Origin of the sequence: Haloarcula sp. 1CSR25-25, assembly GCF_032027985.1 — an archaeon.
Classification (GTDB): Archaea; Halobacteriota; Halobacteria; order Halobacteriales; family Haloarculaceae; genus Haloarcula.
In genome coordinates, this window is record NZ_JAHYBW010000003.1 from 330,817 (window position 1) to 349,319 (window position 18,503).

General features: G+C 55.0%; 11 protein-coding genes and 2 pseudogenes. 4 read left to right on the top strand and 9 right to left on the bottom strand.

Annotation, left to right across the window (positions count from 1 at the left end; all coding sequences use genetic code 11):
- Positions 1-57: 57 nt before the first annotated feature.
- Entirely contained in the window at positions 58-2,526 is a 2,469-nt protein-coding gene (locus KZ498_RS11515; RefSeq protein ID WP_312618961.1) for a hypothetical protein, read from the bottom strand.
- A gap of 632 nt (positions 2,527-3,158) precedes the next feature.
- Here KZ498_RS11515 and KZ498_RS11520 point away from each other — a divergent pair.
- Together KZ498_RS11520 and KZ498_RS24690 are read left to right on the top strand one after the other, a co-directional pair.
- Entirely contained in the window at positions 3,159-3,626 is a 468-nt protein-coding gene (locus tag KZ498_RS11520) for a helix-turn-helix domain-containing protein (protein ID WP_312618963.1), read from the top strand.
- Between the two features lie 35 nt (positions 3,627-3,661).
- A pseudogene (locus KZ498_RS24690) lies at positions 3,662-4,288 on the top strand (IS630 family transposase).
- Positions 4,289-4,383: 95 nt separating this feature from the next.
- Here KZ498_RS24690 and KZ498_RS11530 read toward each other — a convergent pair.
- From KZ498_RS11530 to KZ498_RS11545, 4 genes are all read right to left on the bottom strand, one after another.
- Positions 4,384-5,340 (bottom strand): alginate lyase family protein, encoded by a 957-nt coding sequence (locus KZ498_RS11530; protein WP_312618967.1) that lies wholly within the window; start codon positions 5,338-5,340, stop codon positions 4,384-4,386.
- Between the two features lie 574 nt (positions 5,341-5,914).
- Positions 5,915-7,024, bottom strand: a complete 1,110-nt coding sequence (locus tag KZ498_RS11535; protein ID WP_312618968.1) for a glycosyltransferase — start codon at positions 7,022-7,024, stop codon at positions 5,915-5,917.
- 257 nt (positions 7,025-7,281) lie between these two features.
- Entirely contained in the window at positions 7,282-8,199 is a 918-nt protein-coding gene (locus tag KZ498_RS11540; RefSeq protein WP_312618969.1) for a glycosyltransferase family 2 protein, read from the bottom strand.
- A gap of 97 nt (positions 8,200-8,296) precedes the next feature.
- Positions 8,297-9,298: a sulfatase-like hydrolase/transferase gene (locus tag KZ498_RS11545; RefSeq protein WP_312618970.1), complete on the bottom strand. Its 1,002-nt coding sequence runs from the start codon at positions 9,296-9,298 to the stop codon at positions 8,297-8,299.
- A 360-nt stretch (positions 9,299-9,658) separates the two neighbouring features.
- Here KZ498_RS11545 and KZ498_RS11550 point away from each other — a divergent pair, with 360 nt between their 5' ends.
- The gene (locus KZ498_RS11550) at positions 9,659-10,339 is read left to right on the top strand and encodes an IS6 family transposase (RefSeq protein ID WP_312618971.1); all 681 of its coding nucleotides are present in this window, start codon (positions 9,659-9,661) and stop codon (positions 10,337-10,339) included.
- A 244-nt stretch (positions 10,340-10,583) separates the two neighbouring features.
- Here KZ498_RS11550 and KZ498_RS11555 read toward each other — a convergent pair whose 3' ends face one another.
- Positions 10,584-11,561: a glycosyltransferase family 2 protein gene (locus tag KZ498_RS11555; RefSeq protein ID WP_312618972.1), complete on the bottom strand. Its 978-nt coding sequence runs from the start codon at positions 11,559-11,561 to the stop codon at positions 10,584-10,586.
- Positions 11,562-11,819: 258 nt separating this feature from the next.
- On the opposite strand from KZ498_RS11555, the pseudogene KZ498_RS11560 reads away from it, so the two are divergent.
- A pseudogene (locus KZ498_RS11560) lies at positions 11,820-12,543 on the top strand (hypothetical protein); the annotation flags it as partial.
- 379 nt (positions 12,544-12,922) lie between these two features.
- On the opposite strand, the gene KZ498_RS11565 reads toward KZ498_RS11560, so the two are convergent.
- The 3 genes from KZ498_RS11565 to KZ498_RS11575 form a co-directional block, all read right to left on the bottom strand.
- A complete protein-coding gene (locus tag KZ498_RS11565; protein ID WP_312618974.1) occupies positions 12,923-15,970 on the bottom strand; it encodes an FtsX-like permease family protein in 3,048 nt (1,015 codons plus the stop codon).
- A 7-nt stretch (positions 15,971-15,977) separates the two neighbouring features.
- Positions 15,978-16,679: an ABC transporter ATP-binding protein gene (locus KZ498_RS11570; protein ID WP_312618975.1), complete on the bottom strand. Its 702-nt coding sequence runs from the start codon at positions 16,677-16,679 to the stop codon at positions 15,978-15,980.
- A 94-nt stretch (positions 16,680-16,773) separates the two neighbouring features.
- Positions 16,774-18,462 (bottom strand): sodium:phosphate symporter, encoded by a 1,689-nt coding sequence (locus KZ498_RS11575; protein ID WP_312618976.1) that lies wholly within the window; start codon positions 18,460-18,462, stop codon positions 16,774-16,776.
- Positions 18,463-18,503 lie beyond the last annotated feature (41 nt).

Consider the following 18,503-nt stretch of genomic DNA (forward strand, 5'->3'; position numbering starts at 1 on the left):
TGTCTCTCTCTGTCGAAAAGGCAGAGGTAAGTAGAGATAGTAGTCGTTGCCGCCGCGTTAGTACCTGTCCGGGTACGTATCGACGGTTACGACGACAGGGTCGCTGGGGTCGGTTGACCCGCGTTGCCACGAGACGTCCGCACCGACTTCTCCACTGGGGGTGGTGAAAGTCGCGCCGTCACCAATCGTGTCTAGAAGACCCGTGTCGCTGTCGGTCGTCCTATCCCAGACGCGTGGCTGGTCGGACGATCCGTCCAGTGCCGGTGCTCCCAGACTCAGTTCGGTCCCGACGTTCGAGAATCGGTTGTGGTAGAACACGTTACCAGGCGAATCGATGTTCTTGTAGTGGACGCCCTTGTTGCAATTATCCACGTAGTTGTGCGTGTAAATATTCTTTGTAGGTGGGCCTTCCGGAAGGTAGTAGTTGTAGTTGTTGCAGTTCAACCCCGACGGACCATCGTGGGCGTAGTGATTTGCGATCAGGTTGTACTGTCCATTTTTCGCTATGACTCCGAGGTTGCCTCTGTTCCACGTGTGTGTTTCGTTGCCGTACGCTACACAGTGATGAGTGTCCTCTTCGAACGCCATGGCGGTCCCGCCACGGTCGTTCTGCGTCTGTCGGCCAGAGACGTTCCCGACGAATGCGACGTGATGCGTGACGCCGCCTGAGTGGCCAAATGTCCCGATACCCTGTGCTTGGTCCACGCCATCGACGATGTTGTTCTCGACCAGGAGGTTCGAGATCTCGTTCGAGTTCGATTCGCCGACTTCCCCGCAGCCAAACACCATGCCGTGTGACCCGGAGTTGACCACGGTGTTATTTGCCACGTATATATCGTCAGCGTCGTTCGACCCCCACACAGTGAAGCTTATGCCGTTGTTTGGGAACTCTTCGATGCGGTTGTTCGTGATGCGTATATTCTGCAGTGGCCCGTTGTCGCCTGGGCCACCAATTCCGTAGTTACCTTCTAGGACGGGTTTCTGGCCGGGTCCGATCAGTGTTAGGCCGTCGATCCATACATTCTTGAGAGGACCATACAGCCCGATGCCGTGGTCGCCATCCGACGGGACCGACAGAGTCCCCCCGTCTCCCTCAAGCTTAATGTCGTCTTTAATTCTGAGCGTCGAAGTGAGCGTTTCATTGGCGTCAACGACGACGACGTCTCGAACAGACGCATCATCAACAGCAGCCTGAAGGCTACTGTAATCAGACGAATAGAGTCGTTGCCCATCGAAGTATTCGCTCGTACTGTCGGTGCTGGTTGTGGTGAATACGTATTTGCTTCCAGTCGCTTCGTCACCGTCGCTAGCCGCCGCGACCGCCTGGTACTCGTACTCTGTACCGCTTTCGAGATTGGACTGGTCGACGCTGAACCCACCAATCGAAGAAAGCGTCTGGGAAGCAGTCGTATTCCCGAGCGATGTATCGCTCTCGCCCCATTCAAAGTAAACGTCGGCGGAACTGGCTCCACCGAGGTCCGTCAGATCGCCGTTAAAGGTCACTGACGTTTCAGCGACGTTCGACGGAGAGGTTGTTGCAACCGAGACGTCCGTATCGTCGTCGGTCCCTCCAGATGAATCACTGGAGTCAAACAGTGAGCCCTGATTTGCTACGAGATAGCCGACCTGTTCGGAAGTGTGGCTCGTTTCGTCGTCAAAGCTTTGTTCTTCCTCAACACGGACGTCAGCGCCAGTTGAGGAAAGGTTCGCATACCGAAGGCCGGCGGAGTCTCCGCCGTCCGTGGTCTGCATATCGGTGATGAAAATCGGGTCCTCATAGGACCCACTGAAGGAGAGACTGTGCCAGTCTTCGGTCACCTCGTTTCCGGTCCGACCGATTTCGTAATCCGAGGCAGCTGTCGGTTGGATAGCCAGGTAACCGACAGTCTCGTTCGTGTGACGGCCACCGTGGCCCTCGACGAATTGTTCCATCTCTTGCAGTCGGGTTTCGAAGCCGCCCGTGGAGATGCTCTCGTTTCGCGTAACGATAGCTTGGCCTCCTTTGTAGGTCTGGCCCTGTGAAAACACGATTGGAGGATCCGAGAACGAGTCACTGAATTTGATAGACTTTGGTTTTTCTTTCACTTTTTTTGTTCCGGCCTCTACCTGTGTTTCGTCTGCGAGCGTATGAGAGCCTTTTTCCACTACCACATAGCTTGCAGTGGCTTCGGTGTGCTGACCATCCAGGTAGTCCCACTCTTCAAACTTGTACTGGAACGAGTTGTCAGAGACATCCTGGAGCCTGATGTGGACAGGTTGGAAGCCGTCGTTGCTCACAGCCTTCATAATGACGACTGGTTCCGAGTACGATCTGTCGAGAGTTACCGTGTGCCACGTGTCCTCGTCTGGTTGGGACGCGGTTAGCAATCCAGTTTCCCCGATGGGTTTTGATCCAGCTTTCCCGGTTGCACTGAGAGAATTCAGTCCGGCCATCGAGATTATGGTGCCGCCTGCAAGACGTAAGCAGTTCCTACGCCCGATAGGCAGTGAATTACAGTCTAACTTCTTATTCTGGTCTTCTACCATCGGTCGGTAGGATTATGTTACTTGTAGTAAGCGATGTTACAGAATATAACTAAATACTATCCGAATACATACCAAATATCCATATTTACGTTCACATGGTATTGAATTGTTTATAATTACGTAAATGTGATATTTACGCTAATATATACTGCAGAATATATTGTCAACAGTAATGTTTTGTTATAAGAGCTGTCAGAACCTACCGGCTTAATAGATCGCCTTCCAACTGACCAGTCGACACAAATCGGTGATTGGGAGGAACATTTCTAACACTGAGTCGCCAACATAGTAGATTTTATTAATCAGAACTTACCGACTAAAGTGTACTGACGTGATTATAGTAGTCTTATCGACTCTCTTAGCGGCACTAAGCGCGCGCGTGAATGAGTATAGCGAATCACAAGAACTCATCCTAGGGTGTATCTATTTCACCTCATGCAAGTTCTAAAACACTGATTAGACCGCATCTGGCGATTTATTGCGGCTGATGATTTTGTGGAGCACTGCTGGAATAATACCGTGGCTGTCTATCTCCAACCGAGGCCCTCCTAGTGCGGCTTCAGCCCTGAACTGCTAGCTTTATTTACTTAAAGCGCCTCTAGAAAGTATTCAGAAACATTCTGAAGTAGATCATGCCACGAACACAACAGTACTCTGTCGATCTGTCTGCCGATGAACGAGCGGAATTGAACGCGATGCTTTCGGCTGGCACGTACAAGACGCGGGAACTCACACGTGCACGGTGTCTCCTACACGCCGATGACGGCTTGACTGACCCGGAGGTCAGTGAAGCCGTCGGCTGTCACCCCGGGACAGTCGGTCGCATCCGTAAACGCTACACTAAAAACGGCCTCGAGGCGATTACTCGCCGCAAGGCCGACCGCATATACGAGCGCAAACTCGACGGACGAGAGGAAGCTCACCTCATCGCGTTGGCGTTCAGCGATCCACCAGAAGGACGCTCTCGCTGGTCACTCCACCTCTTGGCCGACCACTTCGTTGCTCTCTCCGAGATCGACGTCGAGTCGATCTCTCATGAAACCGTCCGACAGATCCTAAAAAAACACAACTACACCATCACCGATCCAAATCTTGGGTAATTACGCCCGAGAACAGCGCTGCCTTCGTCTGCAAGATGGGGGACGTTCTTGATCTCTACCACGAACCCTACGACGAAAAGCGTCCAGTCGTCTGTTTTGATGAGTCCAACAAGGAACTGCACGAAAAAGTCCGCGACCCGCTCCCGGCCCGCCCGGGAGCGGTCGCTCGGTATGACTATACTTATGAACGGAATGGCACACGCAACCTTTTCGTGGTAATCGAACCGCTGACTGGCTGGCGACACGTTGAAATAACGGAGCGACGGCGCAAACAGGAATTCGTCGTTCAGATGCAGTCGCTGGTGGATGATCACTAACCGGATGCGGACTGCATCCGGGTGGTGATGGATAATCTGAACACGCACCAACGGTACGCCTTCTACGAACATCTCTCGCCAGCAGAAGATCGTCGGTTGCTCAGTACGCTCGAATTTTACTTCACGCCAGAACACGGCAGTTGGCTGAACATGGCGGAGATTGAGTTCAGTGCCCTCTGGACAGAGTGTCTCGACCGTCGCATTCCTGACGCAGCGACACTCCGTGCGGAGGTCTCTGCGTGGGAAAGTACCCGAAATGAGGACGAATCCGAGATTAATTGGCAGTTCACGGCCGATGATGCTCGCATCAAATTCCGCCAGCTATATCCAGCAAATCACGATTGAAGCGGCAACTAGCCGGTAGTGTATTTTTCAAAAAAGCCAACTTCCCCATTTTATATTTATAAACATATAATTACTGATGTTTTTCCTTCTTCTGATTATAGTTCAAACAGGTTCGCATGTGTTGCGGTCAAGGGTCCGGTATAGTCCCCTGAACGAAGTGGTCGATTCATTGCCCGTATTGCTTCTAAGTAAATTTCCTTACGGTACTGGGAGTACAGTGCTTCGTAAATCGCGCCGTTGTCTAAGTATTCTTGAGAACGTCCACCGCCGCCGGCATGTGGCCATTCGTCGGGTGAGACAATATATGGCGCAGTGTAATCAGCGATCGCTTCCAGGACCGGTTTTTCGCCTCCATACTCATGTGGCCCCTCCCAGTCGTATAGGTTTATTCCGTTGTGTCTTGCAACCTCAGCCATGGTCGTAAAAGCCTGTAAGGCGTTCAGAGAGTAATCAAGTGCCTCGTCTCGCTTTAGTTCAAGGGGTAACGAGCCGTCGTCATTCACCTCGTATATCGCATGCTTTTTGTACCATGTGACGGCTTTTTGGAGTGCATTACCATCATTAAGATAGGTGGCCGCGGCAGCGCGGTGTTGTATGTACGAGCCACGCATATTCGTATTGTATCCTATGACTGGATTTCCGTATGGTTTCTCTGCCCAGTCCTCCAACTCCTGTAACATGGTCCTTGTCCAGCTCTCAAACTTGTGTTCTTCTTCCTCCCATGCCGGGTGATTATTAACGAGCGCAGCAGCATATATGAAGTTGGGAATCGTGATATTGATTTCGACGGATGCGGGGACACCCCATTTATTATCAACGCTAATTCGATTAACTGGTGAGGGGCGCATGGCAGTCTCTGGATTTATCGCCCAATGCTTAATGAACTCTACCGCCTTTCTTGCATATACATTCTTACCAGTCCAGTGGTAAGCGAGCGCAAGGTCTCGCGTCTGAGCCCCGAACTTTCGAGCAGCCATATAGTCATGACGGTCGGTTTTCCCACCGCTCGCGAACACGTGAGGGTCACCAGTCGTTGATCCGTCATCAGTCACGCTACGAGGCACTGAATTGAGCCACTTGTCGGCCAAGGTAAGATGGCGTTCAATCGCGGTATGCCATGGTTCGACACCGTTCGCATGCTGTTTTTTTCCCGCGGACAATTTCTCTGGACTAATATAGATTGCAGTAGGGTCTCCGGCAAGACCAGTTGTGTCTGTCGATTTCTCATTTAAGTGTTCCGACTCCGCGTTACCAGTTGAACTAGCATCCGTTGCTGTGTGGACTGGAGTGTCTTCCCCATCTGACTGTGGACGCAGAGTCGGGCACCCGGCCAACACAGATGTCCCGCCCAGAAGTGTGGTGCCCAAAATGAGCTTTTTTAAACTATCGCGTCGTGTAATTGATTGGGACTGATCTGGCGATTCCGTACTGTGTGCGTTCTTGTCATGTCCTGGCGCTACCACACTCGGGTCATTCCGTCTTGGTTGGCTACTATCGCCACCTACCTGATACGCTTTCACACCCTTCCTGAATTTTGCACGTCCTTCATGCATAATTTATAGGAATATATGTTCTATTGATATAAAATCTGTCCACTACCAAGCCGGAGGGACCACTCAGACACATTTATTCGCAGAACGATTGGTATACGTCAAGATAAGATTGTGCGGCTTTCTGACCAGAAAACTCCCGTTCTACGTGTTCGCGGAGATGCTCACTAAGTTTGGTGGCGTATTCTGGTTCTCGCAGGAACCGACAGATACCCTTTGCGAGTGCAGACGGATCACAAGGCGGCACGAGTGGATAATCTTCTCCCAGCGCTTCTCTGAAAGGTGGGATCTCAGTAGCAACAATTGGCTTCCCGAAGGCCATCGCTTCCAAAATTCCGATGCTGAAACCTTCAGAAATGGACGGGAATGCGACGATGTCGGAGTGACGATAGACACTATATGGGTTCGGAACTTCACCTACAAAGAATGTATTTTGTTTTACGCCCTCTGTCTGCGCGATCTCCTCCACGTGCTTTTGATGCGGACCCCACCCCGTCAAAACCAGGGCTGCGTCGGGAAATTCTCGGTGAATCGCTGGCAGCGCTCGGACGAGGTCCCCCTTACGCTTTTTAGGGTCGAAACGAGTTACGTTTGCGATAATAGGTTGTGATTTCGAAATACCATCGTTCCAGACCGCTTCTTCCCATGTCACATTCCCCTGCTTCCGGAGGTCGTCGGGGTCAACGCAATTATGAATCACTACCGAACGTGCTCCGAGACCAAAATACGATGGTAGCGTGGCTTCGACCGAGGACGATACCGAGACGTTCGCCGTTGAAAAGAAACTGGTTGAGAAATCAAGTAGCTTCGCAGCTTTCGACCGGTTAGCGTATGACGTGTGGAGCGTTGAAATGACCGGAATCTTACGAATTCGCCCAACAACTCGGCCCAGACACGCCGCGGAAATCATATGTGTGTGGATTACAGTTGGACGAAAATCGTGGATAAGTCGCCATAGTGAGGTCAATATGCCCAGTTCATTACTTCCCTCTCCGAGTCTCGTTACCGGAATATCGTGTTCAGCGAAAGCTGGTACCAGATCGTCACGCCCTCCAAGGTATGCGATGGCGACATCGTCAACTTCCGGTACGAGGTGTTTCGTGAGGTTGAGGACAACTTTCGGTGCTCCACCTGCACCCAACTGCCCACAGAGCATAAGGACTCTCTGTTGGTCAGCATTTACCATATCTGTTTGCTTATACAGTTCCCACCGATATATTATCTATCGTATGTCCCGACCGGCATAATTAAATTAGTTAAACGCAGTCATAGTTACACTCACAGCTTTGCTGAGTAATTATACTGAATTGCGACTATCAGGTCACTGCCGCTAGTCGAAGCGCATGTTTATAAGGCTTGGTTGCACGAGATTTAGGCAACGGGAGTAATAAAAGATAGCAGGTCGACTCTGACCTCCTGAATCATAACAGTGGCCAAAAGCCATCAGAACGAAATGACTCGGTTGGTAGTGGAGTATAGTCCAATGCAGAGTGCTCGTAGTAGCGTCACAGGCTCGAATTTCGCCCCAGAAAGAAACTGGGTCCCTTGTACAAAATGACCTTCTTTGTAATACGAGCATGCAAGGTCAAGACGATGTATCCCCGTGACATCGTATCCCTTTTGTTCGGCCAAGTCGATATCTGATTGGAACTTCGCAAAGAATCGGGATTTGGCCTCTCGGAGAGACTCGGGTGAGGGTTGTTTCGATTCGTGTTTAACCACCATTTCTTGGTCTACATATGCGAGTTTACCGGCATGTAACAATCGAACGAGGAATTCCCAATCCTGATGGCGTGCGAACTCCGGGTCAAATCCGCCTATGCTCTCCACTGCATTTCGTTTTGCGATGAGTGTGGACGCCCCGCCCAACTTGAGATTTTTCGACAGTACCTTTGGAATCAGTTCGGCCCCCCCCTCGTGTTTGTACGTGTCACTTGCATTTTCCGAAAAAAGACTTCCCACGAGGCGTTTCAGTCCTCTCCCGGCACCGTGTCGTTTCACACGATAATCGCAGTAGGCTGCGATCCATTCTTCCGAGCGGCGACTCAAGCACTGCAGTTGGTTCTCAAGTTTGTGGGGCAACCACTCGTCGTCGTCATCCAAGAAAGCGACATATTCCCCCGTACTTGCTTCGATACCCGTATTCCGCGCCGCAGCACCGCCCAAGTTTTCGCGATGGGCCATATAATTCACTCGCGGATCGTCAAACGAATCCACTACTGCTTCGGTCTGGTCATTCGAGCCATCGTCCACAACAATTACCTCGATGTCATCCACTCGCTGGGCTAAAACACTGTCTACAGCTCGACCGAGTCGTGCGCCACGGTTGTACGTAGGGAGCACCACACTAACTGTCGGCATCAGCACACAATCGGTAATTACACTCGTGTATACATATAATGATAGGTCAAGTCAAATCGACAGTATAAATCTGCCGTGTGCTCCAAAGATTGCGCTGCTACAGGTAACCAAGTCCTTCGAGCTGGTCTTTGACCTGTTTTTCTAATTCGTCGCTATCCTGTTTAGTCTCGTCGTCGATATCAGGAATGTACCCGTCGGTATCACGCGCAGTCGTTTCCACCCACGGGACACGTTTAAGATTAGGATGGAAGACGCCTGCTCCATGGCTGTAGAGGCTGAATTCGCCAAAGAGTTCTCCGTGGTCTGCAGTGATGACAACCCTTTCTGCGTCTATGTTGTCGAGGAGTCGTTCGATGCTGTCAAGAACAAATCGGAGGTTATCGAGATACGCTTCGCGCACAGCTTCGTTAGATCCGCCAGATCGGAGGTATGTGAACGGGGACGCTTCGTGATCAGCGATAGTCCCGCGCTCGAACGCTTGTTTCAGATACGGGGCGTGCGGCTGCATGTAATGTACAATAAGACGTTCGTCAGAGAGTTCTCTGCCTCTCTGAATCGCATAATCGGTGACATCATCCGGTAAAGGAGTATGTCCATACGGATTACGCTCGGAGAGATGATACAGTCTATGGATTGCAGCAAAGTCCTCCTCAGAGACTGCATTATGTTTCACCAACTGATTGGCCCAAGCGGTGCGTGCGACCACGGTTTCCTGTAGCTGTAAAAAAGTGAAGTAGGTGGTATCGGCGCCGGAAAGCTGTCCAAGGTGTCCGTTCGTACTGATGTAATGCGTCTTCCTGATTTCATCAAGATGACGTTCTGTGAAGGTCTTCAACATCCATTCTAGCGAAGTACTTCCGAGGGAGGTGATTTCCATTACCTCTTCTATGAAGCTGTATTCATCCTCAACGCTACGGAGGGCGTCAACCCGACAGGCGTCAAGGACAATCAACAAATCCCAGTTGGAATCATAGATGTTATGACCTATCGGACGGTGGGTCGTTACTGCCATCCAAAAGAGTAAGTAAACGCTCAGGAGCTCTTTCGAAATATGGCTATTATAAATCGCCCGTTCTATAGCTGGCTTCAAAGATTGCATGCCTGACAAGTCGACTTGGGTTTTAATGAAGTCTTGGGTGGTCAGGTTCGCCAGCCGAGTGATTTTTGCCGGCTTCTTAGAGACCAGTTCACGATAATCTTCGATGAGAATTATTTTCTTAAAGCTAGAATTATGAAATTATCTATATAGTAGTCAGCGTTATTTTTAATTTAATTATTTTAGGCCCTTCCAGTCGGATTATAATACAGACGGGTTGATGTGAAGGTGGCAGTTACATCATTGACCTCCTTTTCGGGCATCCGAGTCGGCTAGTGGTGCCTGAAACGAATAGAATCAGTTACTCGGCACTGTCTAGTTGAGCGAGTTTGAGAAGCGAGGAGGTCGTAGCGAGAAGTGTTCATGCCACTTGCAGACCTCCTCAGAGAAACGTTAGATAAGGACAGCCAAGACGTTTGGGAGAATGAGCGCACCCCGACACCCGTCCGTCGGTTTGGGGTGCGTCTCCATACTGCGGGGCTGTCGATCAGGGAGACGGTCGCTATCTTAGACCTGTTGGGTGTCGATCGTTCTCACGGCGCGGTCTGGAATTGGGTTCATACACTGTCTGGGGAACAGAGCGACCCGCCGACGGCGCAGCCGTCGCGGGTCGCGGTCGACGAGAAACAAATCGAGGTTGACGGCGAAAAGAAATGGTTGTACGCCGCTGTCGACACCGAATCAAAACTGTTACTCGAAGTTGACGTGTTCAGCCGCCGCGGGACTGACCCCGCGGCGGCGTTCCTACATCGACTCATTCAGAAACACGATGTTGCCGAGTCAGTGTTTCTTGTTGATGCTAGTGGCTATCTGACTGCCCTCTCACGTCACGATTTGAGCGGTCAGCTCGACTATCGAATTCGGAACCACATCGAAAAGTGGTTCCAGACTATGACCATGCGAATCGACCGCTTTCATTCTTTCTGGAGGGGCAGTCAATCCAGCGCGAAACAGTGGCTCAGACGCTTCAGACACCACTACAACCACGAACGACCGAATCAAGCACTCGACGGACGAACGCCAGCTGAGGTCATCCAGAACTAGACAGTGCCAGTTACTCCGAATTATACCTGCACAATAGCATAGGCATATGTTAATTACATTATTAGTATAACAAAAAATTCAATTAGCGCTCGAACATAGGTTCCTAATTACAAAATCTCTGGCTTCAAACAGAGCTGGATATGGTTTTCCGAACGACCCTAGCTGAACAGAATGACCCTATGCCAAAATTCTGCTTCGAGTATCTTAATTTTCAATCCAGGTTATGTAGAAAGCGCCGTTGACATCATTTCAGCAATATTACGCTTATTATAAAAAGTGATAGTACAAAAACTGGCAGAACATTTACAATTGATGGAAACTCTATCACATTGCTTGGAGCTATTAGGATCAAAACATATGCACAGGATCCAAACATTACAAAGAGTGACCCGGTAAGTCCAAGTATTTTTTTTGGCTTGTCTTTGATTAGTTTCTCCAAGAGGTTACTAATAATCATAAACCCATGTCGTATCGGGTCATGTGTATTCGCATCTATAACGTTGTAATTAATGTTAGTTGCCACCTCACTGATTTCATAGCCTTTGTTGGCCGCGTGGAAGAGAATGTTCACGCTGGCGCCCATATCAGAGGCAATCGAACTTTCTTCTGCAATTGAGTTGATTGCTTCCTTGTCATACACGCGGAACCCACTTTGTGTGTCCGAGATTGCTTTCATATTATAAGCGTGTTTGAATATAATGTTCACTAACAGCGCAATTAAGCGTAGCCCTATCAGGCGATACAATGGTATACTACCACTCTTTCCACCGGCGAAGCGACTACCTATAACAATATTAGCTTCTGTTTCCTTTTGTTTTTTAACAAGTTTCGGAACGTCACTCACATCATGCTGTCCGTCACCGTCAAGTATGACTAGCTGGTCAACTTGTTTATCTTGTGCAATCCTAAAAATAGACATTAGGGCGCCCCCATACCCCCTGTTAATTTCGTGTTGCACAACTGTTGCTCCTGCCTCTATTGCCTCAGTTACAGTGTTATCGGTACTGCCATCGTCTATAACTATAACCTCGGATGCGTACCGCTTAGCGGCCTCAACAACTGGGCGAATAGTAGTTCCTTCATTGTACGCAGGAATCCCAATCAGAGTCTCTCCCGTTGTCAGGTTAGATGGGGTTTCTACGTACGCCTTCTGGGCTATTGTTGATCGTTTCTGGTTATTCTCGCTGTCTTGGTGAGAATTACCGCTGCTTTTTGGCTTCATTGAGGATGTTAGCAGGTGGTTAAGCTACTTTCTCGTCTGGTGTCTGTGGTTCCTGAGATGGAACTAAAATAAAGAAGTGACCCCAGTAGTATAGTAAAAATCCGATTATTTCGTTTACAACAACATGTCACTCTAATAAGTTATAGTTATTTGTATAACCTCTATACTACCAGAATGTCTAAAATAATAGGTTGGTGCTAATAATACGGTATATCTGAGCGAATCTGAGAACCGAGGAGGTCGTAGCGAGAAGTGACTATGCAACTAGCAAACCTCCTCAGCGAGACGTTGGAAACGGACAGACGAGACATCTGGGAGAACGAACGCACCCCGACACCCGTCCGGCGGTTTGGGGTGAGTCTCCACACAGCGGGGCTGTCGATCAGGGAGACGGTCGCCATCTTAGACCGGTTGGTTATCGATCGCTCTCATGGCCCGGTCTGGAACTGGGTACATACAGAGTCTGAAGCCCAGAGCGACCCGCCGACTGCGCACCCGTCGCGGATCGTAGTCGACATGAAACAAATCGAGTTCGATGGCGAGAAAAAGTGGTTTTACGCCGAGGTTGACACTAAATCAAAACTTTTCCTCGATGTCGACGTGTTTATTCGCCGCGGGACTGCCCTCGCAGCAGTAAGGAGAGCTTGCGCTCGTTCGCACATCAGAAAGCTCTGATTTCTGAGGACGATGTTCCTGTATTGGCTCACTGAGAAACACGGTGTTGGCGAGACAGAGATTCTCGTCGATGATGGCGGCTATCTGACTGCCCTTGCTCGTCTCGACTTGAGCGGTCGGCTACCAACTCCGGAACCACATCGGAAAATGGATCCAGACCGTGGCCATGCGAATCTACCGCTTTACCACCTTCTGGAGGGGCAGTCAATCCAGCGCGAACCAGTGGTTGCGGCGCTTCAAATATCATTACAACCACGAACGATCGGATCAAGCGTTAGATGGTTCGACTCCTGCTGAGGTGCTGAACCAGACGGTGCCCGTCTACAGTTATCATTGGAACTTTAAATCTCAGAACACCGATTTCGGGTAGTTGTGCCAGTCGATTCTGATGCATTACTGGGCTGTATAGGTCTTGACTGTCATGACTCGGGATTCAAAGCGGGAACTCTCCAATTCTTCCTGTCAACGACTTTTTGCTTCACAAGCAAAGCAATACGCTTAGCCAACGGTGCTGTTGGGAAGCACCGACATTCTATCTGCATGAAGTTGAGCACTGCAGTTTCCGTGAACTCGTGCCGGGACGTACAGTTCGTAGCGACAAGCAGTTTCTGAGACAGTGAAGTCAAGTTACGTGGAGGCATAAGCCACGCTATTGTAACGGTCATATCTCATGTCTACGATTGAACTCAATCCGCCCACTCGTCGTCAGGCGTCCGCGTCCGGTCACCGCTGGGAAGCAGCGACACCGGCGAGGCCGTCAAATATGGCACCGTCGCGACGAGGGCACCGAACACCGCGAGCGAGATGCCGCCGACGAATATCGCCGCGAGGATGGCCGGCGGCGTCCGCGCGGAGAGGCGGAAGCCGAAGAAGACGAGCCAGCCGGCCCGCTCCAGGAGCTGTAACGCGACTACCGACAGGCCGAGAGCGAGCGCCGTCGCGGGAATCGCGATACGCGCGATGTCGGCCAGAATCGTCCGCAGGACCCGCCACTGCGTCGCGCCGGTCGAACGATGGATGCCGATGGCCTGTCGACGCGCGTGGACGCCCTGCGCGAACGTCGCCGTGGTACTGCCGATGGTGCTCAGCGCCGAGAGGACGACGAGCACACCGAGAATCAACTGGACGTTGCCGAACACTCCCTCGACAGACCGTTCGATGGGTGTTCCGGACGCGTAGGACCCGCTACTTGCCACCGCAGAGGCCAGCCGTCGGTCGCCAGTCACCTCGTACTCCGTCGTGGTGAGGGTGGTCCCGTTGGCGGTCAGCCGATAGGTGTACGTTCCGGGCTGTCCCCGTCCCCCGTCCGGCGAGAACCGCGTCTGGGTGACGTTTCCGGGCGGCATGTAGACAGTCCGGTTCCGGGAGACGCCGGGACCAACGACACGCACGTCACGCGTGATGGGTTCCTGCCATGGGTTCGCGAGCCCGATTCTGAGTGTCGGCGTCGTCAAGACCGACCCCGAAGACGGGGAGATAGACAACTCCGCGTACAGTTCCCGCTGGGCGCCGCGGACGATCCGGATGTCGTGTGTCGCCGTCTGGTCCCCCAACCGGGCGGTTATCGTGTAGTTGCCAGGATCCTGTGGTAGGGGAACGACGGCGACCCCGCTCGCTCCCGTCCTGAGTGACAGCCCGTTCACCGTGACAGTCGCGTTCGAGACCCGGTCGCCGGCCTTCGTGACGACGGGAACGGAAAGCCCCGAGCCCGGCGGGGCCTGCGACGGCAACTGGTTCGGAATCTCGATGGCGTTTGGCGAGACGACGGTCACCGAATGGGTGTACTCCCCGGCAGTGGCGTTTGCGGTCCCCAGTTCCGACGCTCTGAACGAGACCGTCTCGGTTCGCTCCTGTCCCGGCGGAACGGCCACCGTCGTTGTCCGCTGGTCGCCCCGATACTGGACTGCTACCTCCCGGGTCGCCCGCTGGGAGCCGACGTTTCGCACAGCGACGGTAAGATTGATTCCACTGCCCTTCGTGACGCGCTCTGGGCCCGATAACTCCGTCACAGCCGTTCCTGTCGGACCGATAGCACCACCACCTCCGTCACTTTCGATTGCCGAAACCGGCCCATCAACGCGGATCATGTGGACCTCTCCTCGCCCGGTCGCTAGGTCGGCCGCGGAGTTGAGTGGCAAAATGAGCAGGTCGTCGAGCGTTCTGGGGGCGTTGTAGCGCCCAACGATGGTGACCCGGCGAATCCCAGGCTTGACACTCCCGCTAACCGTCAGTTCGTCACCGACCCCGACATCCAGAGTGCGCGCGAGGTCGCTCCCGATGACGGCCTCGTCGTACCGCTGTGGTCGTCGGCCGTCGGCGAGCGTGGCACCGGTGACGTTCGCGAACGCGCCGTACTCCGCCCCGTGGGCCATGTAGGGCTGCCCGTCTGAAACCTGTGCGTAGATGATCTCCGGGCTGGCCGGCGTCCCGTCGGCCCGGAGTGCCGACGCGTAGTCGGCGTCGAGACGGCTGTTCAGCGGATGCGGCGCGCCGGCTTCAGTGATGGTTCCGGAGCCGCTCGCCTCGCCGCCGAGGGGGGACGCCAGCCCGGCCAGCGAGACGACCAGCAGGAACGTGATGCCGAACACGGTCAGCGTCGCCGCCGTCGGCACGACGGACCGCCACGACAGGAACGTCGGTGCAATCCAGTTCCTGACCCTCGCAAGCGTCGACTGCCCGGACTGGCCGGACCGAGCGTGGCGGCTGCCGAGCGAGGCCGGGGGGCGGGTCGCCGCGGGGTAGGCCGCGAGCGCCCCAGCGACCAGTCCCATCAGCACGAAGATGCCGGCGACGCCGGCGACAACGGTGGCGCTCTGGCCCGAGACGGTTACATCGAGGGCGATAGGCAGGCCGACGTAGATGGCAACGTTGACCAGCGTCTTGATGAGGATGAGACCGACAGCGTAGCCCAAGACTACGCCGGTCGTCACTAGGAGGCCGGCGCGGAGCGTAAACAGGAGTCCAACGCGCCAGCCCGGCGCGCCGGTCGAGCGGATGACTCGTATCGCGTCGAGCCGGTCACGGACGCTCATCCGCGTGACGTTGTAGACGACGATGAGGACGAGCAGTCCGCCGGCGGCAGCCGCGATGCCCAGCGCCCAGAGCACCTGCTCTAGACCACCGAGGACATACAGGAGCGCACTGACCAGCGGTGCTCCCTCGCTTGGGAGGCTTCCCAGGCCAGTCCCACTCGGGCTGTGGTCGATGACGAAGTAGCCGGTGACCCCGACCCGCTGTGCGGTCGAAGCGTTGGTCGCGTACCACTGGTCGGAGAGGAATGTCGTCCCTCGCTCCTTTGGCACGACCGACAGCGAGACCGTGCTGTTCGAGCCGCTGACCGTTCGGGTCCGCTGCTGGCCGACCGGTCCCCGACCGTCGACGCCGTCGGGAATCGTCGGTAACTGCCCCTCCTGCCACTGGGCCGACCCCTCGATGAGCACCCGGGGCACATCGGGCGGGATACCGACGAGACGGACCTCGGTCCCGTTCGCGGTCGCCGTCGCCGTCGGGAGCACGGTGACATCCCCATCGGTTTGGGGCGGGCCGTTCCCGGCGTTGTGATAGGTGACTGTCCCGGAGTTCGCAAGCGGTTCGGCGAACGTCTCCGAGTACGTGACGGCGGTGAACAGAAGCAGGACCGTGCCGATGAGAAACGCGGCCGTCACCGCGACGACGACGACGGTGAGCCGGTCCCGCCGGGACCAGCGAAACAAGAGGGCGTTTCGGTATCCCATCGGTTCGTCAGTTTGTCTCCGTGGACGGACTCGCGTCCGCCGTCGAGGGGGCGTCGGCCACGAGCCTGCCGCTGCGGATGAACAGCCGCTCGTCGAACCGCTGGGCCAGTTGCGGGTCGTGGCTGATGACGACGAGCGCGGTTTCCGTCGATTCCTTCATGCTGAACATGAGGTCTAGCACCGACTCGGCCGTGTCCGGGTCTAGCTGCCCGGTCGGCTCGTCCGCGAGGATAATCTCGGGGCGGTTCGCGAGCGCCCGTGCAATGGCGACGCGCTGTTTCTCGCCCCCGCTCAGCGTCGCGGGGTACTGGTGTTCAAGCCCAGCGATGCCCAGGCGGTCGAACAATGTGTCCAGCCAGTCGGGGTCGCGTTCGCCCGCGTGCTCTTGGGGGAGCGAGGCGTTCTCGCGAGCGGTCAAGTCGCCAATGAGTTGAAAATCCTGGAAGACGAACCCGAGGGTTGTCCGCCGGAGTCGTGCGCGTTGGCGCTCTGATAGCGTACTCGCGTCCCGGCCGGCGACCTCCAGCCGACCGCTAGACGGGGCTTCTAGCAGTCCGAGTACGTTGAACAGGGTCGACTTCCCGGCCCCACTGGGACCCTGGACGAGCATGGCCGCGTCGGATCCGACCGTGAGTGAGACGCCATCGAGAATGTTTGTCCCTCGTCGCATGACGCACAACTCTGAGCCGACGAGGACGGAATCACCCATTATTTGCATTTCTCCCGGACCCGTATTGTATTCTACGATTACAATTCCAAATTACATGTCTGGAGAGTCGAAAGAACGCTCTAGCTGTCGGTGCTCAACAGTTACTGGCGTTCGAATCCGGCCGGACGAGGTATACGGAGTCGAGACTGCGCGTGTCATAGACCACGTCGTGCTCGTATCGCCACTCCGCCAGCGCCGCAGGCGTGGTCTTCTCGCTCGCTGCCGGAAATAGGTGCGCCCCGGTAGTGGCCCATGACCCCCGCGACAGCGTCGGGCAGTTCGGCTCCGCGCCACCGCCGAGCCATCTAGCGGTCGGCTGGTACGTACCGTTGGTTGCACTTGGATAGTACAGGGCGACTATACGGCTGAACGGGTGGTCGGACGCCCACTGCTCGTCGACGTGGTCGGCTGTGAACGTCGCGGCTGCGAACTGAGATTCGGTCGCCCCGGTCGGGAACGCGAGCGTGTCGAGATTGACGAACGCGATGGGCATCGTCACGATTGCGGCGACGACGATGACGGCCGTTAGGACGGCCGCGAGTCGACGGGACTGCATCCCGGGCGTCCGAAGCCCGCCATCCGGCGACGGCGAGTGCCGATAGGCAACCGACGCGACGCCGATGCCGGCGAGCACAAACACTGGTAAATGAACGAACGTCTGGCCGCGGAGCGCGGTTCCGTAGTATTCTGGGGTCAGCGAGGCGGTCAGCGAGAAGTACACGACGACAATCGGTGCGAGCAGCAGCGTCAGCACGACCGGCCCGATCAGCCGACGGTCACGACTTGCACGCGGGAGACCGACGACTGCAAACAGCACCGGGACGGCGAAGGCCGCGACGAGTACTAAGAGCCCTGCTGGCGTGGTCTGTGTCCCCGGGAAGACGGTCTGTAACGCGTTCGCCCCGAGCGTCAGGAACCAGAGACCGACCGCGCCGCCGACGGTCGCCTGCTGCAGGCGAGCGCTCGTCCGCTGGAACCAGATAAGCAACGTCACCAGCACCACGACCCAAGCCAGGAACAGCCCCGGATACGCGCTGATGCGGTCGACGTAGGGGACCACCAGTTGTGACTGCTCCGCGAACCGGTAGTACCCCCACATGTACACCCAGAAGCCGGCGACGAGGGCCACGGCGCCCACAGTATCACGCCGCGACGGAATCCGTGCGAGGTGTGTGGCAAGCAGCCCCGTTAGCACCAGCGCGGCGATGAGCGAACTGAATGTGTGCAACAGCGGGAAGGCGATGAAAAGAAACGCCGCGACGACACCCCAGCGACGCCTGTATCGCTCCGCCGTGAGCAGTCGATGGACGGCAATCGCAAACAACGGGAGCAGGAGGAACGCCAGCGCCTCCTCGTCTGTCTGTCCCGTCCGTCGGAGGTAGATGCCCTCCACTGCGAGCCCCATCCCGACCACGCCCATCGCCAGCGACGTCCGCGAGTGCGGCCAGTGACTCGACTGTGCGAGGCGTTTGACCAGCGCCATCGCCGTCAGGCAGGACGCCCCACCGGTGACCGCGACGACCGGCTGTGCGATGTACAACGGCCGCTCGCCGGTGAGTGCGCCGACGGCCGTCAGAACAGCGGTGAACACGATGTTGTCCGCCCGGAACCGGGTGAACGGAAACGCTCCCGTCTCGAGCGTGTCTCTGGCAAGCGCGACGTAGCCGAATCCGTCTAGCGTCGACGGGAGCGGTGTCCAGTGCAGCGTCGTCAGTCGGGCCGCGACGGCCACGGCCACCACAGCCACGATGAGCAGTAGTCGCCCCGTCCGGCCGTCACTCATTGCCAGTCCCTACAACGGGCGGGTGTAAGATAGTTGTCGCA